21 protein-coding genes are annotated in these 23,294 nt (G+C 56.0%); 13 read left to right on the top strand and 8 right to left on the bottom strand.

Going from position 1 to position 23,294, the window contains the following annotated elements:
* Positions 1-22: 22 nt before the first annotated feature.
* Complete coding sequence (rimP, locus tag GJA01_RS01260) at positions 23-637, bottom strand: ribosome maturation factor RimP (protein ID WP_010500889.1); 615 nt, start codon at positions 635-637, stop codon at positions 23-25.
* Positions 638-839: 202 nt separating this feature from the next.
* On the opposite strand from rimP, the gene GJA01_RS01265 reads away from it, so the two are divergent.
* Genes GJA01_RS01265 through GJA01_RS01275 form a run of 3 tightly spaced genes read left to right on the top strand, consistent with a single transcriptional unit; the run spans position 840 to position 3,651 of the window.
* Entirely contained in the window at positions 840-1,442 is a 603-nt protein-coding gene (locus GJA01_RS01265; RefSeq protein WP_062505250.1) for a hypothetical protein, read from the top strand.
* Positions 1,443-1,473: 31 nt separating this feature from the next.
* A complete protein-coding gene (locus GJA01_RS01270) occupies positions 1,474-2,724 on the top strand; it encodes an AAA family ATPase (protein ID WP_034881021.1) in 1,251 nt (416 codons plus the stop codon).
* 3 nt (positions 2,725-2,727) lie between these two features.
* On the top strand, positions 2,728-3,651 hold the full coding sequence (locus GJA01_RS01275) for a hypothetical protein (protein WP_023944806.1): 924 nt from the start codon (positions 2,728-2,730) through the stop codon (positions 3,649-3,651).
* A 65-nt stretch (positions 3,652-3,716) separates the two neighbouring features.
* On the opposite strand, the gene GJA01_RS01280 is transcribed toward GJA01_RS01275, so the two are convergent.
* The gene (locus GJA01_RS01280; protein ID WP_062505249.1) at positions 3,717-5,285 is read right to left on the bottom strand and encodes an ABC transporter substrate-binding protein/permease; all 1,569 of its coding nucleotides are present in this window, start codon (positions 5,283-5,285) and stop codon (positions 3,717-3,719) included.
* A complete protein-coding gene (locus tag GJA01_RS01285; protein WP_373317451.1) occupies positions 5,285-6,070 on the bottom strand; it encodes an amino acid ABC transporter ATP-binding protein in 786 nt (261 codons plus the stop codon). Before GJA01_RS01285 ends, GJA01_RS01280 begins: the two co-directional genes overlap by 1 nt.
* Positions 6,071-6,240: 170 nt before the next feature.
* Between GJA01_RS01285 and ccmA the strand changes: the two genes are divergently transcribed.
* From ccmA to GJA01_RS01305, 4 genes are all read left to right on the top strand, one after another.
* Positions 6,241-6,870 (top strand): heme ABC exporter ATP-binding protein CcmA, encoded by a 630-nt coding sequence (gene ccmA, locus GJA01_RS01290; RefSeq protein ID WP_062505247.1) that lies wholly within the window; start codon positions 6,241-6,243, stop codon positions 6,868-6,870.
* Complete coding sequence (ccmB, locus tag GJA01_RS01295) at positions 6,867-7,532, top strand: heme exporter protein CcmB (protein WP_061932746.1); 666 nt, start codon at positions 6,867-6,869, stop codon at positions 7,530-7,532. Before ccmA ends, ccmB begins: the two co-directional genes overlap by 4 nt.
* Before the next feature lie 247 nt (positions 7,533-7,779).
* Positions 7,780-9,759 (top strand): Hint domain-containing protein, encoded by a 1,980-nt coding sequence (locus GJA01_RS01300; RefSeq protein WP_061932747.1) that lies wholly within the window; start codon positions 7,780-7,782, stop codon positions 9,757-9,759.
* A 148-nt stretch (positions 9,760-9,907) separates the two neighbouring features.
* Complete coding sequence (locus tag GJA01_RS01305; RefSeq protein WP_062502595.1) at positions 9,908-13,222, top strand: S41 family peptidase; 3,315 nt, start codon at positions 9,908-9,910, stop codon at positions 13,220-13,222.
* Between the two features lie 45 nt (positions 13,223-13,267).
* On the opposite strand, the gene GJA01_RS01310 is transcribed toward GJA01_RS01305, so the two are convergent.
* The gene (locus GJA01_RS01310; RefSeq protein ID WP_062502594.1) at positions 13,268-13,798 is read right to left on the bottom strand and encodes a cytochrome b; all 531 of its coding nucleotides are present in this window, start codon (positions 13,796-13,798) and stop codon (positions 13,268-13,270) included.
* 123 nt (positions 13,799-13,921) lie between these two features.
* Between GJA01_RS01310 and GJA01_RS01315 the strand changes: the two genes are divergently transcribed.
* The 3 genes from GJA01_RS01315 to GJA01_RS01325 all read left to right on the top strand — a co-directional run bounded on the left by GJA01_RS01315 (position 13,922) and on the right by GJA01_RS01325 (position 16,328).
* Positions 13,922-14,500 carry a YqaA family protein gene (locus GJA01_RS01315; protein WP_062502593.1) on the top strand — a complete coding sequence of 193 codons (579 nt, stop codon included), beginning with the start codon at positions 13,922-13,924 and terminating at the stop codon, positions 14,498-14,500.
* 248 nt (positions 14,501-14,748) lie between these two features.
* Entirely contained in the window at positions 14,749-14,964 is a 216-nt protein-coding gene (locus GJA01_RS01320; protein WP_062502592.1) for a hypothetical protein, read from the top strand.
* Entirely contained in the window at positions 14,961-16,328 is a 1,368-nt protein-coding gene (locus GJA01_RS01325) for an MFS transporter (RefSeq protein WP_023944796.1), read from the top strand. Before GJA01_RS01320 ends, GJA01_RS01325 begins: the two co-directional genes overlap by 4 nt.
* A 98-nt stretch (positions 16,329-16,426) precedes the next feature.
* Here GJA01_RS01325 and GJA01_RS01330 read toward each other — a convergent pair whose 3' ends face one another.
* Positions 16,427-18,397, bottom strand: a complete 1,971-nt coding sequence (locus GJA01_RS01330; RefSeq protein WP_253783111.1) for a transglycosylase SLT domain-containing protein — start codon at positions 18,395-18,397, stop codon at positions 16,427-16,429.
* Between the two features lie 165 nt (positions 18,398-18,562).
* Positions 18,563-19,441 (bottom strand): uracil-DNA glycosylase, encoded by an 879-nt coding sequence (locus GJA01_RS01335; RefSeq protein ID WP_253783109.1) that lies wholly within the window; start codon positions 19,439-19,441, stop codon positions 18,563-18,565.
* Between GJA01_RS01335 and GJA01_RS01340 the strand changes: the two genes are divergently transcribed.
* The 3 genes from GJA01_RS01340 to GJA01_RS01350 are packed head-to-tail and all read left to right on the top strand — an operon-like array spanning position 19,418 to position 22,492.
* Positions 19,418-21,181, top strand: a complete 1,764-nt coding sequence (locus GJA01_RS01340; RefSeq protein WP_062502590.1) for a tetratricopeptide repeat protein — start codon at positions 19,418-19,420, stop codon at positions 21,179-21,181. The two genes, GJA01_RS01335 and GJA01_RS01340, sit on opposite strands and share 24 nt — an antisense overlap.
* Complete coding sequence (locus tag GJA01_RS01345) at positions 21,178-22,056, top strand: 4-(cytidine 5'-diphospho)-2-C-methyl-D-erythritol kinase (protein WP_062502589.1); 879 nt, start codon at positions 21,178-21,180, stop codon at positions 22,054-22,056. The genes GJA01_RS01340 and GJA01_RS01345 overlap by 4 nt, the downstream gene beginning before the upstream one ends.
* Before the next feature lie 37 nt (positions 22,057-22,093).
* On the top strand, positions 22,094-22,492 hold the full coding sequence (locus tag GJA01_RS01350) for a hypothetical protein (RefSeq protein ID WP_253783107.1): 399 nt from the start codon (positions 22,094-22,096) through the stop codon (positions 22,490-22,492).
* 7 nt (positions 22,493-22,499) lie between these two features.
* Here the strand turns inward: GJA01_RS01350 and GJA01_RS01355 are convergent, their stop codons facing one another.
* Both GJA01_RS01355 and GJA01_RS01360 read right to left on the bottom strand, forming a co-directional pair.
* A complete protein-coding gene (locus GJA01_RS01355; RefSeq protein ID WP_010500850.1) occupies positions 22,500-22,826 on the bottom strand; it encodes a hypothetical protein in 327 nt (108 codons plus the stop codon).
* 3 nt (positions 22,827-22,829) lie between these two features.
* The gene (locus GJA01_RS01360; RefSeq protein WP_062502587.1) at positions 22,830-23,225 is read right to left on the bottom strand and encodes a response regulator; all 396 of its coding nucleotides are present in this window, start codon (positions 23,223-23,225) and stop codon (positions 22,830-22,832) included.
* Between the last annotated feature and the right edge of the window lie 69 nt (positions 23,226-23,294).

Raw genomic sequence — 23,294 nt, forward strand, 5'->3', positions numbered from 1 at the left:
CCAGCCAGCATGAGACGGGTCATTAGTTCTTCTTCCCCGGCTTCTTCGGGTTCAGTTTAGGAACGCGGGGCGTCTCGCCATCGCTTTCCTCGTCGGACGAAACGCCTGACAGGGCAGCACTTGCCTCGATCAGAGCATCCGTCAGCACCAGACGAGCCTTGCGGACTTCCGTCAGCGGCAGCTCTGCCTCGGTGCCGTCATCCAGACGGATAACACCTTTACCATCCCGCGCGCCCATCACCGTTCCGGAGAAGCGACGACGACCATTCAGCGGCACATCAAGTTCAGCCTTGGCCAGATGCCCGGCGAATCGATCCCAGTCCTTGGCGCGGGTCAGCGGACGGTCGATCCCTGCGGACGACACCTCCAGCATCCAGGCCCCAGGAATTGGATCATCGACATCAAGAATGGCGCCGACAGCGTGGCTGATCTGCTCACAATCATCCACAGAAATCAGGGAGCCGTCTGCACGGTCTGCCATGATCTGGATGGTCGGGGTGTCGCGCCCGAGAACGGAAAGGCGAACGAGCTCGTAGCCCAGATCCGCCAGAGTCGGCGCGATCCGCTCTGCAATACGGGCTTCAAGGCCCGTGAGATGAGGCAGTTCGAGACCGGAAGATGTGTTCTGTTGAGGCAAGACAAAAAAGGCGGCCCGTCAGGGCCACCCCCCGAAAAGAGCGGAAGATGAATGGAATGGCATCTATTTAGGCCCTCGCTCCTCTCAATGCAAGTAGAAGCACAGGGAAGCTGCCATGCAGGGGATTCGAAAGATTTGTTTACATTTATCCAGACGCAGAATGCTTGCCTTGGAAGGCCTGTCGGGGTGAGATGACTGTCCGATGACAATCCAACCCGAGCCTAAACCACAACTTCTTCCCCAACAGGAAACGCCTCGCAGTCGTTCACTCTGGGCGGGAGGAACCCTTCTGGCCGTTGCATCCATCGGAGCGGGAGCTTTTTTCTTTACGCACTCTACTTCAACGCCAGCGGCGGCAACACTCGCTTCCCTAGTTGGCAATCAGACAGCCAGCGCTGCATCGACCTTTCAGGCAGATGCCCAGCTTTCCATGATTGCTCCTGGAGATGCGCCCAAAGCATTGGCAGGGACCAGCTTCACGGAACAGCAGAAAATCAGCATCCTGGCTGCCGTCAAACGGGGCGACATGCGACTTGTGGAAATGCCTGTTCTTGATGGCGCAGGCGTTACAGGGCAAACCGTTGATGTTACAGTGTCAGGGTTCACGCAGCGTATTGTTCTGACAGGAAAATTCCAGCACCTCGTGCTCCCGATTGTGGAAGCAGCGCAGGTCACGATTGATCCCGTCACCATGCCTCATGCCCCCGCTCTCACCATCGGTGCCCTGACCGCTCTTGGCCCCGAAGCCCTGCCAAGCCTGACCGCGCTGACCCAGCGCATCGTGCTTGACGTGATTGTTCAGTAAAGGCCTCCCGGTGCTTAAGTCGATCGTCCCCATGCTCAACCGGGCCATGCCACTCATGATGGCGGCCTTCCTAATTTTGGCGGTCATTCAGGTGGCCGTCATGCTACATCTGTCCCTGGACGGGCTTTGGCGAGCCATAGATTGGATGCGCCCCGCTTACCTGCCCCTCGCCGGGACAGGCGCAGCACTCACCGCTTTAGGCCTCGCCTACGAAACTTCTGCTGAAAAACTGGCACGCCGTGGGCTACGCCGGAGGAAAGGTTTGATCATGGATGTTCTCAGCCGGCTGACCAATCGCGGCGCCCTCGAAGAACTCATGGCCCGCGAACAACGCGAAACCGTCATTGATGCGGAAGAACTCGCCGCCTCCCTCCGGGCCCGTGTCATCGGGCAGGATCGCGTCTGCGAAGATATTGCCCAACAACTTCGGCGGCGACTGGCTCTTCAGGTCCGTGGCAAGCCTGTTGGAATTTTTCTGCTGGCCGGCCCCCCTGGTACAGGCAAGACCTATCTGGCCAAACAGATCGCAAAGCAGATGGAGCGACCCCTTCTGCATTTCGACATGACCCAGATGTCCAGCCCTCATGCAGCAACCCAGCTTTTCGGTTCTCCGAAAGGCTATGTGGGTTCCGACACGTTCGGCAAGCTGACAGGTGGTCTCAAGGATCAACCAGATGCGGTCGTTCTGCTAGATGAAATCGAGAAAGCACATCCAGATGTCTTCAAGAAGTTTCTGACGGCCTGGAACGATGGTCATGTTACGGAGGCTTCCACCGGTGAGCAGGTTTCCACCACGCGCGCCATTTTCATGCTGACATCCAACATCGCAACCGACGCCCTGACGGAAATTGCAGACCGGCTTGAAAATGAGCCGGACAAGATGCGCGCCGAGTCTGTGGAAGCTCTTAAGCGGGCCGGCTTTGCGCCGGAAGTTCTGAACCGCCTTGACCGGATCTTTGTATTCCGCGCTCTGAGAGGGCTGGATCTGGCACGCGTTGCAGCTCTGGAAATCGAAGCCATGATTGAGAGCTACGGCCTCCATGTCGAGACAGGCGGCATTGATGCCGCCCTGCTCTTCCAGGTCATGGTCAAGCAGAAGAACCTTGGAACCGGGGCCAGCGCACGCGATCTGGTTCGCTCTATTGAGGATATGGTCAGTGAAAGCCTGATTGTCGCACGACAGCAGGGCGCGAAGATGGTCCGCCTTTCTGCCGGAGACGATGGCGTCAGAGCTGAAATCTCAAAGGATGCAGATGTACAGCTCGGTCGCCTGAGTCACTGATCCATGACAGCATTTGGTCGACTCTGGCGCCGTGCGCCCCTCTGGCGCACAAGCCTTTTCATTATGGTGGGAGGCATGGGAATGGCAGCATTCTTTCCTACCCCCACACTCAAGAAGCATCTTCCATGGCTCCCGGGAAAAGCCCCGGGAGCCAGTCCTGCGTCCACACAATCCGCACAGGGGAATAGCGGCGGCACGCCGAACAATAGCCCTGATAGTGTGACGGCCCCAGATCCCGCAATCATCCAACAGGCGGGACTGCACCTGGCCGGGCGCATCATTCCTCTTCCTGTTGGCGAATGGCATCCTATCCTGGCGGCCCGCACCGGGCCACACGGCGAGATTTCCCAACAGGTTCTGGCCAGAACGTCTCTTGGTGTCGTTTCGGGCGTCATAGTCGTCGAGGCCAGCCAACAGCCTCTACCGCCCCAGGCCGTAGATGATCTGGAACGCCCCTGCCATGATGATCGGAACTATGCATCCCAGATTGTGGAAAAACAGGGCCTGGTCGAAGAATGTGCCTATATCGGCAATGCCTTCATTCTGCCCGGGTCTCCCAACGGTGGCCCTTTTGTAAGTGCAGCTTTCGACCGCATGAACACTCTGGGCTTTCCCATCCCACCGCTCATGATTACGCTTGGATGGTATCACGCAGCGGCTCAAGGTACTCAGGGCGTCCAGATTGAAGCGGTGGAAACCCTGATTGCCCCAATCGAGCCGGGCTCACGCCAACTTCTGGCCCCTCCCCCCGTCTGGACGAAGGATGGGATCAAGACCAACCCGGCAGCGGCGAAATTTATTTCCGACGTCAAGACATGGATGCCCGGATGGACGGATCTGCTTCGTAGGGGATTCGATGGCAAGCTGGATGCGAATGCAATTCCTATTGCCCCCACCAGAGATCCGTCAGCCCCCAAAACGCCCTGAACTCTGTCAATGTCTGAGTAAGTAAAGGCCGCGCTTAGAGCCCGACCTTTACTGTCTTCAAGTGATCAGTGATGACCGACATTCCCGCCCATGCTGCGCCCCATCCGACGTTCTGCCATGCGGGCCAAACGTACGAAGGGCAGGCCCAGCAACAGATAGGCCGCGCCCACCATCAGACCAGTTCCGAAATAATCGTAATAGGTGGATGACAGGCGCACATAGGTCTGGCTGAGCTCTGTCAGGGTAATGACAGAGACAAGCGAACTGTCTTTGAGCAAAGAGATGAAGTCGTTGGTCATGACCGGCACAACCGTGCGGAACGCCTGCGGCACCACAACCAGACGCAGGGCCTGCCAGTGCGTCATGTTCAGAGCAATTGCCGCTTCCATTTGTCCGCGTGGAACGGATAGTAGCCCCGCACGATAGTTCTCAGCCTCATAGGCAGCGTAATTAAGCCCAAGAGACAGGACACCGGCCATGAAAGGGGACAGGCGAATTCCAAATGCGGGCAGGCCGTAGAAAATGAACAGCACCTGAATTAGCAACGGCGTACCACGCACGATTTCGACATAGAAACCTGCCGTCAGGCGCAGCACAGCGCCACCGTAATGTCGGGCCAGAGCAAGTAAAAGCCCCAACGCAACAGCAAGAACCATGGCCAGCGCAGAGACCGCCAGCGTCATGAGAGCGGCCTGCCCGATCAGGGGCAGAAAACCGACATAACGATGAACCAGAACTTTCCAGTTATTTCCCGTCGTACTGGCCATGGCAGCCCGGTACCGGTCCCATTCCACCGGAGCGATGTCCGGATGGGTATGGTCGCCGGTGTAGTTCTCCATCAAGGGAGTCCACAAGTTCCAGCGTGCCAGAATTTTATGGAGCGTTCCGTCCTTGATGAGTTCGCCAAGGGCTGCATCCACCTGATCGCGCAGCGCACGGCTTCCGGGCGCAAAGGCGATGCCATATTCCATGCTGCCAATCGGTTCGCCGACCAGCTTCATGTCATCGGAAATACTGCCGTAATACATCGCGATGGGGGCATCGAGCAGGATCGCATCCAGTCGCCCGTTCCGAAGATCTGAAAAGGCGTTCGTCTCTTCTTCGTAAGACCGGATTGTAGAACCACCCTGTCGACGGAGCATACGCTCCGCCGTTGTGTCCTTAATGGTTCCGATCTTGTGACCCTTGAGCGCCTCCATCGTGTCGAGGCCAGTCTCATCCTTGCGCAGAATGATCCGCTCGCTCGTCACATAATAAGGGCGAGAAAACAGAACAGCTGCCTTGTGTTCCGGCGTCATTTCGATGCCGTCCACAACCATGCTGTATAGATCACGAGACAGGCCAGGGATCAGGCCATCCCAGTCATTCTGAATAAAGCGCCCTTTGCGGTGCATCTTCTCAGCAATGGCGTTGACCAGATCGTACTCAAAGCCGGTCATGCGGGATTCATGTTCCGGGTCATGGAACACGTAGGGCACGTTGGCCTCACCATCAGAGGCCCAGGGCAGGTCCGTGCTGTCCTTTGCTCCCGGAACAACCAGCGGTGCAGCAGTCTGCTCATCAGCAGCTACAGCATGAACGGACGGCGCCAGCGTAAGAGCCAGCACAACGAGACACGCAAAAAACTTGTTCATTACAGCAGCGTCCGCAGGAAGCGTCGTGTGCGCCCCTCTTTCGGGTTGGCGAACATCAGGTCTGGATCACCGCTTTCGACGATTTCCCCACCTTCTACATAAAGCACCCGGTCAGAGGCGGCCCGGGCGAATCGCATGTCATGTGTCACGACAAGCTGCGTCATTCCATCATCGTCCAGATCCCGCATGACGGAGAGAACTTCTTCCGAAAGCTCAGGATCCAACGCAGAAGTCGGTTCGTCATACAGCATGACGGAGGGCTTCATGGCGAGTGCACGCGCGATGGCGGCCCGCTGTTTCTGCCCGCCCGACAAACTGTCCGGATAACGGTTCTTAACGCCGGACAGGCCGACTTTCTCCAGCAGAGTACAAGCGGTGGCCTGCGCCTCATCCCGTGAGATTCCCTTTACCTGCATGGGCGCCATCATGACGTTATCAATGACGGTTCTGTGCGGGAAAAGATTGAAAGCCTGAAACACCATGCCAACATGCGCGCGCAGGCGGTGGGCCTGCGCCTCGTTGGCGCGCGTCCAGTGCTTTCCGGTGCAGGACAGGGTCACGTCTTCAATACGAACTGTCCCTGCATCCGGATGCTCAAGGAAATTGAGACACCGCAGAAACGTGGATTTGCCACAGCCCGAAGGCCCGATGATCGAGATCAGCTCGCCACGTTCAACATCAAGTGACAGACCACGAAGAATTTCGTTGCCATCAAAAGACTTGGCGATTGCGCTCGCCTGTAACACCAGATCAGTCAGTTCCGGATATCCCTTCAGAAGACGCACGACTTTTCCGTCGTCCAGCCCTCATAACGAACCTCGCTACAGCTATCGAGACCTTTCCGTCACCTGACTGCGAGAATTCACCATATTGCAGCTTTTCTGATGCCCCTTGCAGTTCTTCCCTTCAGGGTCTCTAAGTCAGGCAGGACTGTGAACGAGACAGAATACGACACATGATACCCCAGCCTCCGTCTTCCGCCCCTCCTCCGCCCATTCTGGATGTCAGGGATGTTACGGTGTTCCGCGGTGATCGACTGGTACTTGATGGAGTGTCTCTTTCTCTGTTTCCCGGGGATGCGATGATCCTGACCGGCCCGAACGGTGCAGGAAAATCTACGCTTCTCAGAACCATCTCCGGATTACGCAAACCGGATGGCGGAACGGTCGACCGTCAAACGGAGATCGCCTGGCTGGGACATCAGGATGCGCTGAAGCCCGGACTGACGTTAACCCAGAACCTTGCCCTTGCCGCGAAGCTCGGCAAAAACCAGATGAACGAGGTTCTGGAGGCTCTGGATCTGGCGTTTCTGGCAGACCTGCCTGCACGCCTGCTGTCTTCCGGGCAGAAACGCCGTGCCGCTTTTGCGCGTGTCATGCTGTCGGGCGCGGAGCTTTGGCTTCTGGATGAACCCACTGTCGGACTGGATGTGGCGAGTATCGAGCGACTTGGCGCCATCATGGCAGAGCATCGTGCAAAGGGGGGAGCCATGATCGTGACGACACATGTTCCTCTTCCCCTTGAAAACACCCGTTCGCATGAACTGCCTTCTCTCGCAAACTCCGAACCGCTCTGGCTGTCATGACTGCTTTTCTTGCCCTGATCGACCGTGACCTGCGTATGGCCTACCGGTTCGGTGCCGATACGCTGGCGTCCCTACTCTTCTTCATATTGTGTGGCAGTCTGTTTCCGCTGGCGCTTGGTCCGTCTCCGGACCTACTGCGCCATATGGGGCCGGGCATTGTCTGGGTCTGTGCTCTGCTTGCCTCTCTGCTTCCCCTAGACCGCCTGTTCGGCTCAGAATTGGAAGACGGCTCCCTTGATCTGCTGATGCTGACGGGTCTACCCGCTTACGCCGTTGCGTTTGCCAAGATGATCGCTCACTGGCTGACAACAGGATTACCTCTGCTGATCGCTGCCATCCCGCTGGGAGTTATGCTTGGCGTCAAGGGCACCGAACTTCCCCTGCTTCTTCTGGGATTGATGTTGGGAACGATGTGCCTGTCCCTTCTGGGCGGTATGGCGGCTTCCGTGGTTCTTGGAGCCCGGCGGGGAGGTGTTCTTCTGCCATTGCTGGTTCTGCCACTTGCAACCCCAGTTCTGATTTTTGGGGCGGCATCGTCTTATGCTGGACAGTTGGGGACCTCTTCGGCTGCCGGATTCGATCTTTTGGGGGCGTGCCTTCTGGCTATGCTGCCTCTTTGTCCGCTAGCTGCAGGACAGGGCCTTAAGGCCGCCGTCGGCTAGGACGCGACACTACTTACCACCTTACATCATATGGATTTTATAGTCGCTTCTCTTCAAGAGAGTTGGACAATGGCTAACCTCACCCGCCGTTAATAATACATAAATTGTTTATTTTTTCAAAAAAATATTGACTGTTAATTTTATACAATCCAAACAAGACTTCAATGAGCTTTCACGTTCCCGTGAGATTGAACTCCGTGAGCGTAGTCAAAGCTTTCCCCCTTGTTTTCTGGAAATTTACAACATCATGACCACACCTGACTGGACCACTGGCGACAAGTACGCTTGGGTTGGCCCCAAGACCGGTGGCGACTGGAACGATGTCGCGAACTGGCAGTATGACGGCGTCGCCGCAACGCATGTTCCTAACACCCAGACAAATCAGGGAACGGTAACGATCCCTGCAGGGGTAACCGTCACGGTTTCAAGTTCCACGACGACACTTACAAACGTAAACATCAAGGTTTCCGGTACGCTTGATATTACATCAAGCAGCAGCGCTCTTAGCGTCGGCAATCTGGAAGTTGCGTCTGGTGGCACAGCCAATATTGCGCGCGGCCTCACCGCGAGCAGCAGTCTTCAGGTTGACAGCAACGGTGCGACAACCTTCTCAAATGTTACGCAGGACTGGTCGGCTTCTCCGGGCCTTAAGCCTTCAGTCGCTTCGGGTGGCACGCTGAACTTTGACAAGTCGAATATTACGCTGGGAAGCGTCAACGGGAACGGCATTGCTGGCAATCTGAACATCTACAACGGTTCAGTCGTCAAAGCAGCCAGCAGCAACACGACTATTTCCGGTCCGATTACCGTCAGCGGCGCCAATACGTCCTTCACTGAAAATTCGCAGCTTCAATCAACTCTGACGCTGAATGACAGCGCCAAGGCAACCGTTACAACTTACCCAGCAGACGGCACAAAAGTTGTTTTCGGAACGGGCCATAACACGCTTGTTCTGCCAAGCGACAAGTATGCTGCCAACAAGCTGGTTCTGGCCAACCTCAAGGAAGGCGACACGCTCGGTGTGAATGGTCAGACGGTAACTTCCGCGACCATGACAAGTGACAATGTCTCCCTGACCACGTCCAGTGGTACCATTGCTCCGAAGAGTGTCACCTACGGCAGCAGCTACACAAGCGCTCCGACAGGCGAACAGAAGGTTGCAGTCGACACCAGCAGCGGCAATGGCGTCATCTGCTTCCTTGCAGGCTCAATGATTCTGACGCCAACCGGTGAAATCGCAGTCGAGAACCTGACAGTTGGTGATAGCGTTATCGTCAACGTTTCTGGCCGCGAAGAAATCCGTCCTGTGACCTGGGCTGGCCGCCGCACCATGACAGTGCGCGCAGATCTGCCAGCTGATGAAGCCGGCTTCCCGGTTCGCATCCTGAAGGACGCAATCTCAGCTGGTGTCCCTCATAAGGATCTGCTGGTCACGGCAGAACATTGCCTGTTCCTGGATGGCAAGTTCATCCCGGCTCGTATGCTGGTGAACGGTCGTTCCATTCACTATGACCTGTCCGTTAGCTCCTATGACTACTTCCACATCGAGACGGCTGAACACTCAGTCATCACGGCCAATGGCCTCCTGACCGAGAGCTACCTCAACACTGGTAACCGTGGCTCCTTCCAGCAGGACGGCTCCGTGATCAGCCTTGGTGGCTCCATCAAGAGCTGGGTTGAAGACGCTGCTGCCCCCCTGACGACAGATCGCGCGACAGTAGAGCCGATGTTCCGGGTCATTGCTGCTCGCGCTGAAGCTGCTGCGCTTCCGAAGGTTGCTCAGGACGTCACGCTGACAGCCGATGCAGACCTGCACCTCGTGACGGAAGACGGTACAGTCCTTCGTAAGATGCGTGAAACCAACGGTTATGCCATGTTCATGCTTCCGCAGAACGTCCGCACCGTCCGTCTCGTATCCCGCACGAGCCGTCCGGCAGACGTCGTTGGGCCGTTCGTTGACGATCGCCGCCAGCTTGGCGTACTTGTCGGCAATGTTGCTCTCTACGATGCAGGCAGCACAACCAACCTTTCCGCTCACCTAACAGAAGAAACACTGTCCGGCTGGAGCGCATTGGAAGGCCAGACTGCACGCTGGACGACCGGGAATGCAGAAATCCAGATCACCGATCGCGCTACGCACAGCATCGCCATGCTGGGTGTGCAGATCCTGTCTTCCAGCCAGTATATTGTGTCTGATGTAAAGACGGCAGAAGCTCAGACAGCCTGATCCTACTTACTTTTCCAACGGAAAACGCCAGCCTCCCGGGGCTGGCGTTTTTTGTTTTCAGACTACGAAAATCACGACTGTCATCTCGACGCTGATAGGAAACCGCCGCATCATCACGCCACGTTTCATATCAGAAGTCTTGCTCACCATGCGTTTTTCCCTCCGACGCTCCCTTCTCTCCTGCGCCGCCATTTTAGGGTGCAGCTATGGCCTGATAGCCCATGCTGAAGCTGGTTATTTCAGGGAACCATCCGTGTCCGGTCAGACAGTTCTCTTCAATGCAGAGCAGTCTGTCTGGAGTGTTCCGCTTGGAGGCGGAACGGCCCAACGTCTGACAAGCGCACCGCACGGTGCAAACGCCGTTGATCCGCATCCCGTCCTTTCCCCAGACGGAACCGAAATCGCGTTTCTGGCCAATTTTGACGGACCGACAGAGGTCTATGTCATGCCAAGTTCTGGCGGCACGCCTAGACGGGTCACGTTTGAGAACGCCCCGAAGCTGCTTCTGACAGGCTGGGATGCCCATGCTGGTATTCTGTATGCCATGCCGGATGCCAGTGGCCCCTATTACAGCTACAACGTCGCCTCGCTTGACCCGAAAACGGGTACAAAACACGTCTATCCGCTGGCTAATGCCAATGACGCTGCGCTCAGCCCTAACGGGAAATGGCTTTATGCCGTTCGCTTCGGACTCGCCGTTACGGGCGATCATATGCGGGCCTATCGTGGCGGCAGCCTCTCCCAACTCTGGCGCTTTGATCTGCAATCCGGGAAAGAAGCCGAGCGGATCGGGCCACGCACAGCCAACCTTATTCGTCCCATGCCCTGGCGCGACCGCCTGATTGTCCTGTCCGACGAAAACGGTCGCTACAATCTCTGGAGCCTTGCACCGGACGGAACCGATGCGAAGCAACTGACGCATTTCACAGATTACAGTGTTCTGGAGGCCTCTCTCTCTGGCGATACTGTTGTTTTCCGGAAGGGGGCGGACCTGTTTGCTCTGGATCTGACTTCCGGCCAAAGCAGGCAGATCCCTATCACTCTGGTGTCGGACAATGCGCCACGCGCACCCTATTGGCTGGATCGTCCAACACGCTTCACGACGTCCGAAGCCATCTCCCCCAAGGGTGATACCACTGTCTTCACCATGCGTGGTCACACCGTTGTCGCCGCTGCATCCCCCAGACGCCTCATTGTCATCCCGACAGCCGATAATGTTCGTCTGAGACTGGCCCGCGTCACACCCGACGGAAAGTCTGTTATCGCTTTCAGTGATGCAGGCGGAGAGTCTGCACTCTGGCGCTTTGCCGCTGATGGCAGTGGCAAGGGAGAAGCCTTGAGCCAACCCTCCTCCACCGAACCTGTGGCGTTGGCCATTTCGCCTGATGGCAAATTCGTCGCCCATACCGATCTTCTGGGTCGTCTGTGGCTCTTCAACCTTTCCAACAAATCCGAAAAGCTGGTCGATGACGCGACGGCCGACGGAACGAATGTCTTTGACACCCTGTCCTGGTCGGCAGACGGGAAAGTTCTGGCATTTGTCAGAACACGAGGCACGGGTCTGAGGCGACAGATTGCTTTCTATGCGCCCGAGACAAACCGCACGGAATGGGTGACCGGGGATCGCTACGAATCTTACAGTCCGACATTCTCCCCGGATGGAAAGTGGCTCTGGTTCCTGTCAGACCGGACATTCTCTCTGGCCAACACATCCCCTTGGGGTGACCGTAATCTTGGTCCCGCCTTTCCGCATCGCACGGGGATCTATGCCCTCGCCCTTCAGGATGGAAATCATTTTCCGTTTCAGGCCCCCACCGAGCTGGATCACGACCACAGCAAGGACAAGCCTGACGAGAAGACCGGAAAGAAAGACGGCAAGGACACTCCAAAAAAGCCACTCCCTGCTCTTGAATGGAACGGGCTGGCAGATCGTCTCTATCAGGTACCGGTGCCAGCGGCGGACTATCATAGTCTGGGTGCCTCAAACGAGTTCCTGTTCACCATGGATGGCACCGATGATGATACGAACCCTCTGAAGTCCATCCACATCGACAATAATGAGCACAAGATCGAAACTTTTGCTCCAAAAGTGGAGGACTTCGACCTTTCGGCGGATGGAAAAACCATCATGACCGTCACGCCTCGTCCAAAGCAGACACCAGAGGTGATGCTGCTTCCTGTCGGAGCAAAAAAGCCTGACGATGTTACCGGCAAGACCGTCAGCCTTGATGGGCTCCGTCTGCGCATCGACCCGGCTCAGGAATGGAGCGATGAATTCGTTGATGCCTGGCGCCTTCATCGTGATCATTACTATGACCGCGATCTGCATGGCGTGGACTGGAAAGCCGTTAGAGCCCATTTCGCACCATTTGTGGACCGACTGGGAGATCGCGCCGATCTGGATGACCTGCTCGGCCAGATGGTGGCAGAAATCGGTGCAATGCACTCCCAGCTTCGCCCTGCACAAGGCCTCGACGAACCAGCAACAAGTCTGATTGCTGGGCTAGGAGCGCAACTGACCCGTGAGGCTCAGGGCTTCCGCATTACACATATCTATAGAGGAGACCGGGACCTGCCGGATCAGCAGTCCCCTCTCGCAAGATCCGGTGTAGACGCACAGGACGGAGACCTGATTGTTGCTGTCAACGGACAACCCACAGCTGGCGAACCGGATCTTTCCGCTCTTCTTGCCAATCAGGCTGGAAAACAGGTTCTCCTCACGCTCTCCCGCAAGGGAAAAGAGCACAAAACCGTCGTGACAGCCGTCAGTTTTGCCAAGCAGAAATCCTTCCGTGCGCGGGACTGGGAAGTCAGCCGTGCCGATGCTGTGGATCGCGCGAGCCATGGCCAGATCGGCTACCTGCATCTGCAGGCCATGGGCGGAGACGACATGGAAGCCTTTGCACGGGAATTCTACGCCAATATCGACAAGGATGGCCTGATTGTTGACGTCCGAGGCAACAACGGCGGCAACATTGATAGCTGGGTGCTGACCCAGCTCATGCGTCGGCCATGGATGTTCTGGAGCCGCTATGGAAACGCTCCAGCCATCGACATGCAGCAGGCTTTCCAGGGGCACCTCATCGTCATCGCGGATGAGAGAACCTATTCAGACGGCGAGACCTTCTCGCAGGGGATCAAGTCTCTTCATGTCGCGCCAGTTCTGGGCGAACGGACGGCGGGCGCGGGTGTCTGGCTGTCTGATGGGGATCGTTTGATTGATAACGGGAATGCCCGGACGGCCGAAAATCCGTATTTCGATATGGATGGGCATTGGCTGGTCGAGAACAAGGGCGTCTCACCAGATATCGAGGTCGAGAACATGCCAGTCGCGACCTTCAATGGACAGGACCAGCAACTCGATGCAGCGATTGCCTATCTGAAGAAACAGATGGCTGACCATCCTCGGCCAGCACTCAAGGCGGAACCTTTCCCGCTGCAAGAGCCTGCTCCCCCGAAGTAAGGCACATTGAAAAGGACCTCTGCTTCTGGCGGAGGTTCTTTTTTATCAGAGCATCATGTCCATGACCTGATCGCGGCGGGAGAACCGGTGCATCAGGGCCGCCACAATATGTCCGGCAATCAGAACGCCCAAAATCCAGGCGGAAAACTGATGTAGCACCCCTAGGGTCGGAGCCAGAAGAGGCGTTTTGTGGATAAGAGCTGGCAGATGAACAGTCCAGAGCATCTGGACTGGCGCTCCATGAGCCGAGGCCATGAGCCAGCCTGTCAGAGGCGTACTCAGCATCAGAAGATAGAGACATCCCTGAAGAACACGGGCAGCAATCTGCTGCTCTTCCGGAACGCTGCCGGGCAACGCGGGTGGCCGATGTGTCGCCCGCCAGGCCATTCTCAACACCACGAAAATAATGACCGTTGAAGCGATTTCCTTGTGAATGGACAACAGCTCTCCCTTGAGCGGAGACGGTCCACGCGGCAGCAGTCGACCGGCCGAAAAGCCAATCAGCCAAACAGGAATGATAATGGCCGCCATGCCCCAGTGAAACAGGCGAGCCGTAAGGGAATAACGCTGGGGCACAGAAAATCCGTTTAGCGAAAAGTGAGATTTTCTACTTTCCATATCCTGGATGAAACACCAACGGATTTCCATTCAGTGGCTGGGAGGATAGGAAGTTCTAATGTTTTTCCACAAGGCCAGACCGTGATCGACTCTCTTTACCGCCGCATGACCGACCTCGCTGCCTCTCCCAAAGCTGTATGGTGGCTGATCATCATCGCCATGGCCGAGGCGTGTGTTTTTCCAGTTCCGGTAGATCTGATGCTGATCCCCATGATCCTGACACGTCAGGACAGAGCGTGGTTTCTGGCCTCTATCTGCACAGTAGCGAGCGTCGTGGGAGGTGTAATCGGATGGTGTCTCGGGGCCTTTCTGATGGAACACATCGGCATGCCCATCGCCCATTTCTATCATGCAGATGGTCGGATTCTGGCACTCGAAGAGATGTTCCGCCGATATGGTGTCTGGATCATTCTCGGGAAGGGTCTAACCCCCCTGCCCTATAAATTTGTCACACTGGCAGCCGGTGCTGCGCATTATCCACTTTTACCCTTCATCGCGGCCAGCATCGTCACGCGTGGAGCACGTTTCTTTCTGGAAGCGGCCCTTCTCAAGGCTTTTGGTGAACCTGTCCGAGACTTCATCGAGAAACGTCTGACCGTCATCCTCCTGATTCTTCTGGTTGTCATCATCGCCGGCATAGCACTTGTTGAGCTTGTGTGAGCTAGAGATAACACTCATTCACTTATTTTTTCATAAAAAATAACATTAATATGCTTTAAATATAACAACTGCATGTTATTGTCCCGATGATCGTAAGCCTCATACGGTCATCGGTTATGGCTTTCCGGTAGTTGCAGCTGCTCCCACCCAGCCTCGCGCCCTGCGAGACTGACGGGAGAGCAAGACACGAATCGCCAGCCTCCGAACGACAACCCGAACACACATTCCCGCTGTCACAGGAGCTTGCCATGTTCAAAAAAGAGACAAACTTTAGCGCTAAACGTTTTCAGATCCTGCCGCCTGCTTCACGCGCAGCAGGTGTGTTCAGCGGGCTTGAAGCACAGTTTCTTGGACTGGCATCTCCCGGAGTCATTACATTGCGGGATCCTGTGAATGGTACGGATCCCTTACCGATGACGCCGTTTGAGGACAACTTCTCTTCACGGAGGCATGACCATCCATGAGTGCCACAGAGGTTTCTCCACCCCACCGACCGCTCATCACGAAATCCCGCGTCCTTTGGGGCATGCCGGTGATGTTGCTGTGGGGCTACATCGCTGTCGCCCTGTACATGACGGGCGACGGCATTGAAGTCGCATTCCTTGCAAAATACGTTACCCAGATCGGCTTCACACCCAAGCAAGCCGGGATGCTCTTCACCATTTACGGTGCAACTGCTGCCCTTGCGAGCTGGCTATCCGGCGTACTGGCTGAAGTTTATGGCGCACGCCGCATCATGGCGATCGGCACGCTGTGGTGGGCCCTGTGTCATGTGGCTTTCCTGAGCCTTGGGCTGTCCCAGCATTCTTTCCCGCTGATGATGCTGTTCTACGGCCTTCGTGGCTTTGCCTACCCGCTGTTCTTCTACGCTTTTTTCTTCTGGATCGTTCAGAAAACACCGGATCACCGACTGGCTTCCGCCATTGGTTGGGTGTGGTCCATGTTCACATTGGGCTACGGCATCATTGCTTCGTTCCTGCCCAGCTGGACGATTCCGGCTTTCGGCTTCATGCCAACACTCTGGATGTCGCTCGCATGGGTTCTGGCTGGTGGCGCACTCGCTTGCCTGACCATTCGTGAAGAACCTTCCGAGGGGGCTCCTCTGGCATCAAAGGTTCCGCTGAAGGATCAGTTGATAGAAATCAGCCGCAGCCTCACGCTGATTGTGGACAACCGAGACATCGCGCTGGCACTTATCACGCGCGTCATCTGCAACCTGTCCCTGTTCGGTTTCCCGGTCATCATGCCGCTGTTCTACACCTCTCCAGAGGTCGGCTTCACCATGCCGGAATGGCTGCGGATCTATGGTGCATTCTTCCTGGTGCAGCCTGTAACGAACGTGGTGTGGGGACTGATCGGAGATCGGATCGGCTGGTTGCGGCAGATGCGCTGGTTCGGTTTTGTCGGCTGTGCCATGGCAAGCCTTGCCTTCTACTTCATTCCTCACCTGATGCCGGGCAACATGTTCACCGCCATCATTGGTGCCCTGTTCCTTGCTTTAACGCTCAATGCCTTTGTGCCCATGGGAGCGATCTTCCCGGCTATTGCGCCTGAGCATAAGGGAGCTGCCGTATCGGTTCAGAATCTTGGTGGTGGTCTGAGCAACTTCCTTGGCCCGGCACTGGCAACATTGTTTGTCACCAGTTACGGTACGCAGGGCGTCGTCTTTATTTATGCCGCCCTGTACCTACTAGCCGCCGTGATTACATGCTTCATTCGCCTGAACCAGCCAAAAGGCGCCAATGCAATGGAGGTCTTCTCCGCTGCCAAAGCCGCTGCAGTTCATGAAGAAATGAATGATCTGGGCCTTCAGACACAGAAAAGCTGAAGCCCAAAAAATAAAACAGCCCGGCGCATGACCACCGGGCTACCAAACAAATAGAAACGCCACCCGCAGCTTTTGTGGGTGGCGTTTTTTTATGTCGTTCAGTTCAGGGCGAGACGCTCATGGGCCAGAGCCATTTCAGCCCCGAAGGACGGCCATTCAGCGTGCGTTAAAGCCTTGAGAGACGGGGAAGAGAGACCCATCCGTTTGGCGTAAAGCCACGTGTAGGTGAGCGCGCGATGAACATAATCCCGTGTCTCGGTATTTGGCAGCGTCTCCATGAAAAACAACGGATCATGCAAATCTGCCGTCTGAGCGTTTTCCCAGCGGGCAATGGCGCCAGGCCCAGCATTATAAGATGCCAGAACGCGTACCAGATCCCCACCTTCGGGCTGAGCAGCCTGAGCCGTATGGCTGGACTGATTTGCCAGATAGAGGACATAAAGCTGACCAATCTCAAGATTGGAAGCCGGATTGTGCAAACGGCTCACCATATCGGGCGGAACCGGGATCACAGCCATACCGTGGGCATCATACGTCTGATGATGCAGCGTGATGAAACTCGCTGTCACAGGACGGATCTGCATCAGACCGTGAGCACCAGCACCCGAGGTCGCCGCCGGATCAAAGTTCGATTCAACACGGGTCAGCGCATAGACCAGCGCCGGGTTCATGCGGAAACCATGGTTGGGGCGAAGGCGCGGCATTGGAAGTATCGTTGCGGGCGTATCCGAATGGCTTTCCCCGTCCATGATCAAAGACGCCAGTTGCTCGGACAGATCCTCGAAACCCGCTGCTTGTGCAACGAGTTGAAGCGAACGTGCGCGGGCGCTGTCTGCAGCAATTTCAGGCCATATACGCCGCATCAGGGCTTCAGCACGCGCACGCTCTCCGATCTGCAGAAGTGCGAAAAGCTGACGCCCTTGCGGAAGTGCTCCAATAGCCTCGACATCAATTTCGCCGAGAACCGGAACAGGATCATGCAGAGTGATTTCGATGGGGCTATCTGGCAGGCGGGCATGGCCTTTCCGTCCCAGATCAAGCGTCTGAGCCGCCAGCATCCCATAGAAAGTTTCGTGATGGTTTGCTGCACGGTGCAACCAGGACACATATGCCGCCATAGCATGGCGACGCGCTTCTGCCCGCGCAGCCCAGAAAGCTGCAGCGGCATGAAGCTCCTGTGACGTCACAGGCGCGTTGGCTGCAGATTCAAACAGCTCATATGCCGCATCAACATGCCCCTCTCGCCATGCTGCCAGCCCTGCCACATACGCCGGGAGTCCCACCTGATGACCGCCACGCTCAAAGCCTGCACAGCCATGTCGTAATGCACTCTGGGCTTCGCCTTGAGAGAGCAGACTGAGAGAAATCTCTCCATAGAGCTGCGCAGCGTAAGCCGGCGTCATTCCGGGCGTAATATCCACGAGGTGTAACGCACTCGTCGCCCCTTTGAGACCTTGCATGGATCGCTCCTGAACCGTGCGGTCCAGAAGGGGATTCCGGGTAAACGCCCGCGCCAAAGGGTCAGGATTGAGGGTCTGGGACACATGCACCGTATCGGGGCTGTCATTAGGAGCAAGAGATCGTACAAACGATTGAGCTGAAACGGTTCCTGATGGGGCCGTTTTAAGCAAAAGCCCCTGAATGGCTGGAGCATCCGGTTGACCAGAATAGTTTTTCAGCCAGTCCCGAAGCTGATCGGCTGCGGGATGTGCGCCTGGTACCAGATAGCGATCTGCCAGAACGTCCGAGATCAGAACACGATCCGTCAGAAGACGTGTCAGGTCGTTCGCCGTTTGCAAATCGCCACGACGCTGGGCCTGAAGGATCAGGCGATATCGGTTGGCCACAGTGGCCGTAAGAGGATGAGGCAGCGAGACGGTACCGTCTCCACCAAGGGAGGGGCGTGCTTCCGCAAACGCTGTTTCGTCACCTGCATGATCCGGTTGAGGCGGCTGTAACCGCAGACCTTCTGCACGCGCCGGGGAGAAAGTTCCACCGGCCAGAATCAGCACACTGACGAGCAATGCTCGTGCCGTGCCACCTGAGATGAAAGGGGTAATCCTTCGCATAGCAGCGGGGTGCTACCCGGTTTCGACTGCGATGGCAAGGTTTCGTTAACCCAGACAGACATCCGGACCAAGCGATGATACAGTCACACACTGGAACAATCCAGTGGCAAACACCTGTTTTCGAGCAGTTTTTTACGTTTTCACGAAGTTTTTTCAGAAGTGAAATTAAGACTGATTTTGTACCTTATTTTCGGATGCCAATCGCTCCATCAAAACCAGTAAATCCTGCCAGGCATTCCGCCGCGCAGCAGGGCTCGCAGCGAGCTGAAGCGGATGCCGCATGGGAAGCAGCGGCAATGGATTCGACAGGCCGGGAATCGACACATCCATCCATTTTCCACGCAAACGACCCAACATGGCCTGATCACCGATCAGCATTCGTAAGGGCGTCACTCCCATCGTCACCAGAAACGGCGGCTGACACAGAGCAATCGTCTTGAGCAAAAGAGGGCGGCAGGAGCGCATTTCCTGCTCCGTAACCCCTCGCCCCCCGGGTGGACGCCACGGTATGGCAGGTGCCATGGATAAAGAAGCCCGCTTCAGTCCAGCAGAAGCCAGCATCCGGTCCAACAATTCCCCTGCCCAACCCGCGAAAAGGACTCCTGAACGATCCTCGTCGGCATCAGGCGTTTCACCAATCAGCATGAAAGGAGCCTGCTCAACATGGATGGGCTGGAGTCTGTGTGTTGCCGTCCGAGCAAGAAACAGCTCATCCAGAGCATTACTGGCCGCAATCAGAGACGGAAGATCTTGAGCGCGATCGAGAGCAGCTCCTCCTGACGCACGCGGGGCCTCAGAAGGACCCTGTACGCGAGACAACCCACTGATCCGTTCAGGAAGCACGCGGGAAGCCTCTGAAAGACGATCTATCGTCTCTTCCGAGAGCGCTTCATCCACACCCCATTCGTATTGGAGGTGCAGGGCAGCAAGCAGTTCAGCCCGGCTCGGAACTGGCTGGGGCGTCATGAAGCATCCGTTCAGGTTGGCGTCAGACCACATGCGGTCTAGGATTGGCGCATTATGCAGATCACGCGCGGCTGGCACAGATCAATTCCGGTTTTTTCCTTTCCGCTTCGTGCGGGCCTTTCGGCTGTTTTGCTGACTGGAGCGGTATTACGGGGGGCGTCCGCCTCACCGGCACCAGAGATTCTGCCTGCCGTCAGCCCTGAAAAATCCCTGACCGGCTGGCTTCTGGCATCAAGCGTCATGATGCAACGGGGAGAGATAGACGCTGCCCATGAGGCACTGTCGCATGTTCTGACGCTGTCCTCGCAGAACCTGAAGCTTCGTGAAGATGGCCTTCGATACGCCGCAATGACAGGGCATGAAACCGAAGCTGTCGCGCTTGCAAAGACATTGCCCGCCAGCGACATCGCAACACTTGTCCTCGCCCAGAATGCTGTTCCCAGAAAAGCCTGGGCAGAAATGCGTCAAACCCTGAGCCGCAACAGTCATCATGGACCGCTGGTTTCAGTCGCCGCCCCAGTCCTCCTCGCTTGGGCACAAGCTGAAGAAGGGCACATCGAGCAGGCCCTCAATACCTTGAGTGCGGCGGCAGCCTTTGCGCCAACACGACGGCTGTACCAACTCCATGCAGCCTTGATCGCAGAACGCCTTTCATCCCAGCATGAGGCTCAGTCTCTTTATCAGAAAGCAGGCAACAGCCCTGACGACCCGCTCACTCTCCAGATTCTCTATGCACAACTGTATGGCGGCTGGCTGGAAGGCCAGGGACAACATCAAGGCGCTCGTGACGCCATCGCTGCACTCGGCGTCAGCTCACCATTGGCCTCGATGATCATCGGCCCACTTCAGCACACACTTCAGAAACGCGCGCCTCTCTCCGCAGCCCAGGGGGCGGCGATTCTGAACCTGCAACTGGCCCTGATGATTACAGACGTCATTCAGCAGGAAGGAATTCCTCGGGACCCAGCCATCATCACGCTGCAGCAGGCCCTTTATCTTGATCCAAACCTGACGGTGGCACGCATTTTTCTGGCGGACACCTTTCGGGAAGGAAACCAGCTCCCCAAAGGGCTGGGTGTTCTCGATCATGTAGCAGACACAGATCCACTCGCAGCTCTGGCCGCTCAGGAACGTGTCAATCTGGCCAGCCGATCCCATGATCTTCCCATGCAGGCAGATGCTCTGAACCGTGCCTTGACCCTCCTTCCGGACAATCCGGAGTTTTTGGTCCAGCTTGCAGAAGTGCAGGATCAAATGGGCCATCATGATGAAGCCATAGAACTCTACACCAAGGCTCTGAAAGCATCTCCCCCTCGCAAGGAAATTGTCTGGCCCATTCTCCTGGGCCGGGCCATGGCAGCTCAGGAGAGCGGCAACTGGGCAGTGATGAAGGAAGACATGCATCATGCTCTTGAATTGGCACCCGATCAGCCGGAAGTTCTTAACTTCGTCGGATATGCCAGCATCGAACATGATGTGGATCAGGAGCGCGCCTTACAGCTTCTCAAACGCGCTCTGGACCTGCAACCAAATGACCCCTCCATTCAGGACAGCTATGCCTGGGCACTCCTGAAGCATAAGGGGGACCTGAAAACCGCTCTTCCTATCCTCATTCAGGCGGCCGAACATGCGTCAAGCGATGCCGAAATTGGCTACCATCTCGGGGTCGCCTATTGGTATCTCGGTCGCCATACAGAGGCACAGGATCAATGGAACCAGTCTCTGGATGACAGTCCGCAGCCTCAGGACCGTACGCTCATTCTAAATGCCCTTCAGCAGGGCGGCCCCCACCTTAAGGCGTTTGAACAAAACAGATGACTCTTCTTCACGATACCGCTCATGCCAAGATCAATCTCTACCTGCATGTAACCGGCCGTCGCCCTGACGGATATCATCTTCTTGACAGCCTCGCTGTATTTGCTGGCGCCGCTGATGAAGTACGTCTTGCAAAACCGTCAAATACCTTTTCCCTTTCAATCGAAGGGCATTTTGGAAAAGGTCTCGAAGCCAACGACAGCAACCTCGTGCTTAGGGCCGCACGCGCACTCCAGACACATGCGCGACAAGAGAATGCCTACCACCTGATACTGGAAAAGAACCTTCCAGTTGCGTCGGGCATTGGTGGCGGATCAGCCGACGCGGCCTGCACACTCAGATTACTGGGGCAACTCTGGAATATCGCGGAAAAAGATCTTTTGGCGATCGCCGAGCCTTTGGGCGCTGATGTTCCAGTATGTGTGCAGCAGAAAACGACCCGCATGGAAGGAATTGGGGAAATTCTGACATCGGCACCTGCCATGCCAGACGGGGGCATCCTGCTCGTTAATCCCGGCATTGCAGTGTCTACGCCCGATATTTTTCGAAGCTTCGCGGCTATGGGCGGCATTATTGAGCGTCCCGCCCCCGTATTCCCTGCCCGCTGGGCATCCATGAACGCTCTTGTAGACATGCTGTCTCACACAACGAATGATCTTCAGGCCCCCGCCATTCATCATGCTCCTGTGATCGGAACTGTTCTTGACCGCATGAATGCTCAGAACGATTGCCTGATGGCGCGTATGAGTGGTTCAGGTGCCACCTGCTTTGGTCTTTTCCCTACCGCCGAAGCAGCGCGCAAAGCTGAAATGGAACTTTCCAAAAACCCGCTCCACTCGGGATGGTGGACATGGGCGGGTCCTTTCCTTCAGAATTAATCCGTTTCTACGCTGAGAAAGAAAGAGACTGAGAACCATGACAACCGGACCACGCATGCAGGTAACCCGCTCCGAGGACGGACAGAAAATTGTTCTCTCATTCCTTGAAAATAGCGGACTAACTGGAGATATCACGCTCGATGAAGCCCAGTTGACTCAATTAATCACAAGCCTTGGGTTGGCGAGAGCCGCACTGATTGAACAGAAACCTCTCCCTCCGATTGAAGGGGCGCGGTTTTCCCCTGTGTACAAAACCAACTGGGCGCTTCAGATCGACGCACTGACAGAAGGCTCTCTGCTGGCTTTTCAACACCCAGCCTACGGGCCCGTTGGACTAGTGTTTACTCCCACGGACACGGAAAGACTTATCGGCGGATTACAGCGCCACCGCGCAATGGTTCATTCCACCCCCGACGATGCACGCAAACCAAGCTGATAGGTCGCTAGAAAAGTTCAATATCACCCGCATTCTGCGGAGAAGAGCTATTTTCTCCAGCGAGGGCCTCACGCAGAACTGCCAGCGTCATCCGATCCACAGCCTCGCTATTCATTGTCATGTTCTGAATATCTTTCTGCACGGCAAGTCTTTGAAAGAGTAACGTAAACTGCTCAATCGTCTGCATCAGCGAATCAAAAGACTGCAACGTTGTAGTGTCCTTCTTCGCCACACGCGAAAGGGCCAATTGTTCTAACATCTGGCATTCTTTAAGAGCACGCCCCAATTGAATGGCAGTTCCTTGAAATAAGACCGGCAGCGCGACAGAAGCCATGCCTCAAGCGCCGCAAATTGGGCCAAAAACGGCCTCAATACGCGCTTTCAAAGAACTGGTTGTGAATGGCTTGGCAAGAAAATTGTTCACTCCAGAAGAAATGGCCTGCTGTACCAACTCTTTACTTGCTTGTCCTGTCAACATGATGAAGCCGGTCTTTGCGTTTTGCGACGACGCACGCACAGCTTTCAGCAGTTCGAGTCCATCCATATCCGGCATATTGAAATCAGAAATAATCAGATGCGTTGGGTAGGCCTTAAGATGTTCCAGAGCTTCTATGCCATTACGAACGCCCGCTACATGCACAAATCCAAGTTGAACAAGACTGTTCCTGAGAAGAGAACGAATGGATGTCTGATCATCCACAAGCAAAACGGACATGGATGAAGCGGAAATCATTGATAACTCTCCTGTGTACGATATTCAGAAAGACGAAGAATAGAGGGCCCAATTTCAGGTAATGGCAGC

The organism is Gluconobacter japonicus (genome assembly GCF_002723975.1).
Classification (GTDB): Bacteria; Pseudomonadota; Alphaproteobacteria; order Acetobacterales; family Acetobacteraceae; genus Gluconobacter; species Gluconobacter japonicus.

What these genes read in the sequence shown, in the direction of transcription:
- GJA01_RS01265 (WP_062505250.1), top strand. Translation starts at nt 840, where the DNA reads ATGACAATCCAACCCGAGCCTAAACCACAACTTCTTCCCCAACAGGAA.
- GJA01_RS01270 (WP_034881021.1), top strand. Translation starts at nt 1,474, where the DNA reads ATGCTCAACCGGGCCATGCCACTCATGATGGCGGCCTTCCTAATTTTG.
- GJA01_RS01275 (WP_023944806.1), top strand. Translation starts at nt 2,728, where the DNA reads ATGACAGCATTTGGTCGACTCTGGCGCCGTGCGCCCCTCTGGCGCACA.
- GJA01_RS01280 (WP_062505249.1), bottom strand. Translation starts at nt 5,285, where the DNA reads ATGAACAAGTTTTTTGCGTGTCTCGTTGTGCTGGCTCTTACGCTGGCG.
- ccmA (WP_062505247.1), top strand. Translation starts at nt 6,241, where the DNA reads ATGATACCCCAGCCTCCGTCTTCCGCCCCTCCTCCGCCCATTCTGGAT.
- ccmB (WP_061932746.1), top strand. Translation starts at nt 6,867, where the DNA reads ATGACTGCTTTTCTTGCCCTGATCGACCGTGACCTGCGTATGGCCTAC.
- GJA01_RS01300 (WP_061932747.1), top strand. Translation starts at nt 7,780, where the DNA reads ATGACCACACCTGACTGGACCACTGGCGACAAGTACGCTTGGGTTGGC.
- GJA01_RS01305 (WP_062502595.1), top strand. Translation starts at nt 9,908, where the DNA reads ATGCGTTTTTCCCTCCGACGCTCCCTTCTCTCCTGCGCCGCCATTTTA.
- GJA01_RS01320 (WP_062502592.1), top strand. Translation starts at nt 14,749, where the DNA reads ATGTTCAAAAAAGAGACAAACTTTAGCGCTAAACGTTTTCAGATCCTG.
- GJA01_RS01325 (WP_023944796.1), top strand. Translation starts at nt 14,961, where the DNA reads ATGAGTGCCACAGAGGTTTCTCCACCCCACCGACCGCTCATCACGAAA.
- GJA01_RS01330 (WP_253783111.1), bottom strand. Translation starts at nt 18,397, where the DNA reads ATGCGAAGGATTACCCCTTTCATCTCAGGTGGCACGGCACGAGCATTG.
- GJA01_RS01340 (WP_062502590.1), top strand. Translation starts at nt 19,418, where the DNA reads ATGCAGATCACGCGCGGCTGGCACAGATCAATTCCGGTTTTTTCCTTT.
- GJA01_RS01345 (WP_062502589.1), top strand. Translation starts at nt 21,178, where the DNA reads ATGACTCTTCTTCACGATACCGCTCATGCCAAGATCAATCTCTACCTG.
- GJA01_RS01350 (WP_253783107.1), top strand. Translation starts at nt 22,094, where the DNA reads ATGACAACCGGACCACGCATGCAGGTAACCCGCTCCGAGGACGGACAG.
- GJA01_RS01355 (WP_010500850.1), bottom strand. Translation starts at nt 22,826, where the DNA reads ATGGCTTCTGTCGCGCTGCCGGTCTTATTTCAAGGAACTGCCATTCAA.
- GJA01_RS01360 (WP_062502587.1), bottom strand. Translation starts at nt 23,225, where the DNA reads ATGATTTCCGCTTCATCCATGTCCGTTTTGCTTGTGGATGATCAGACA.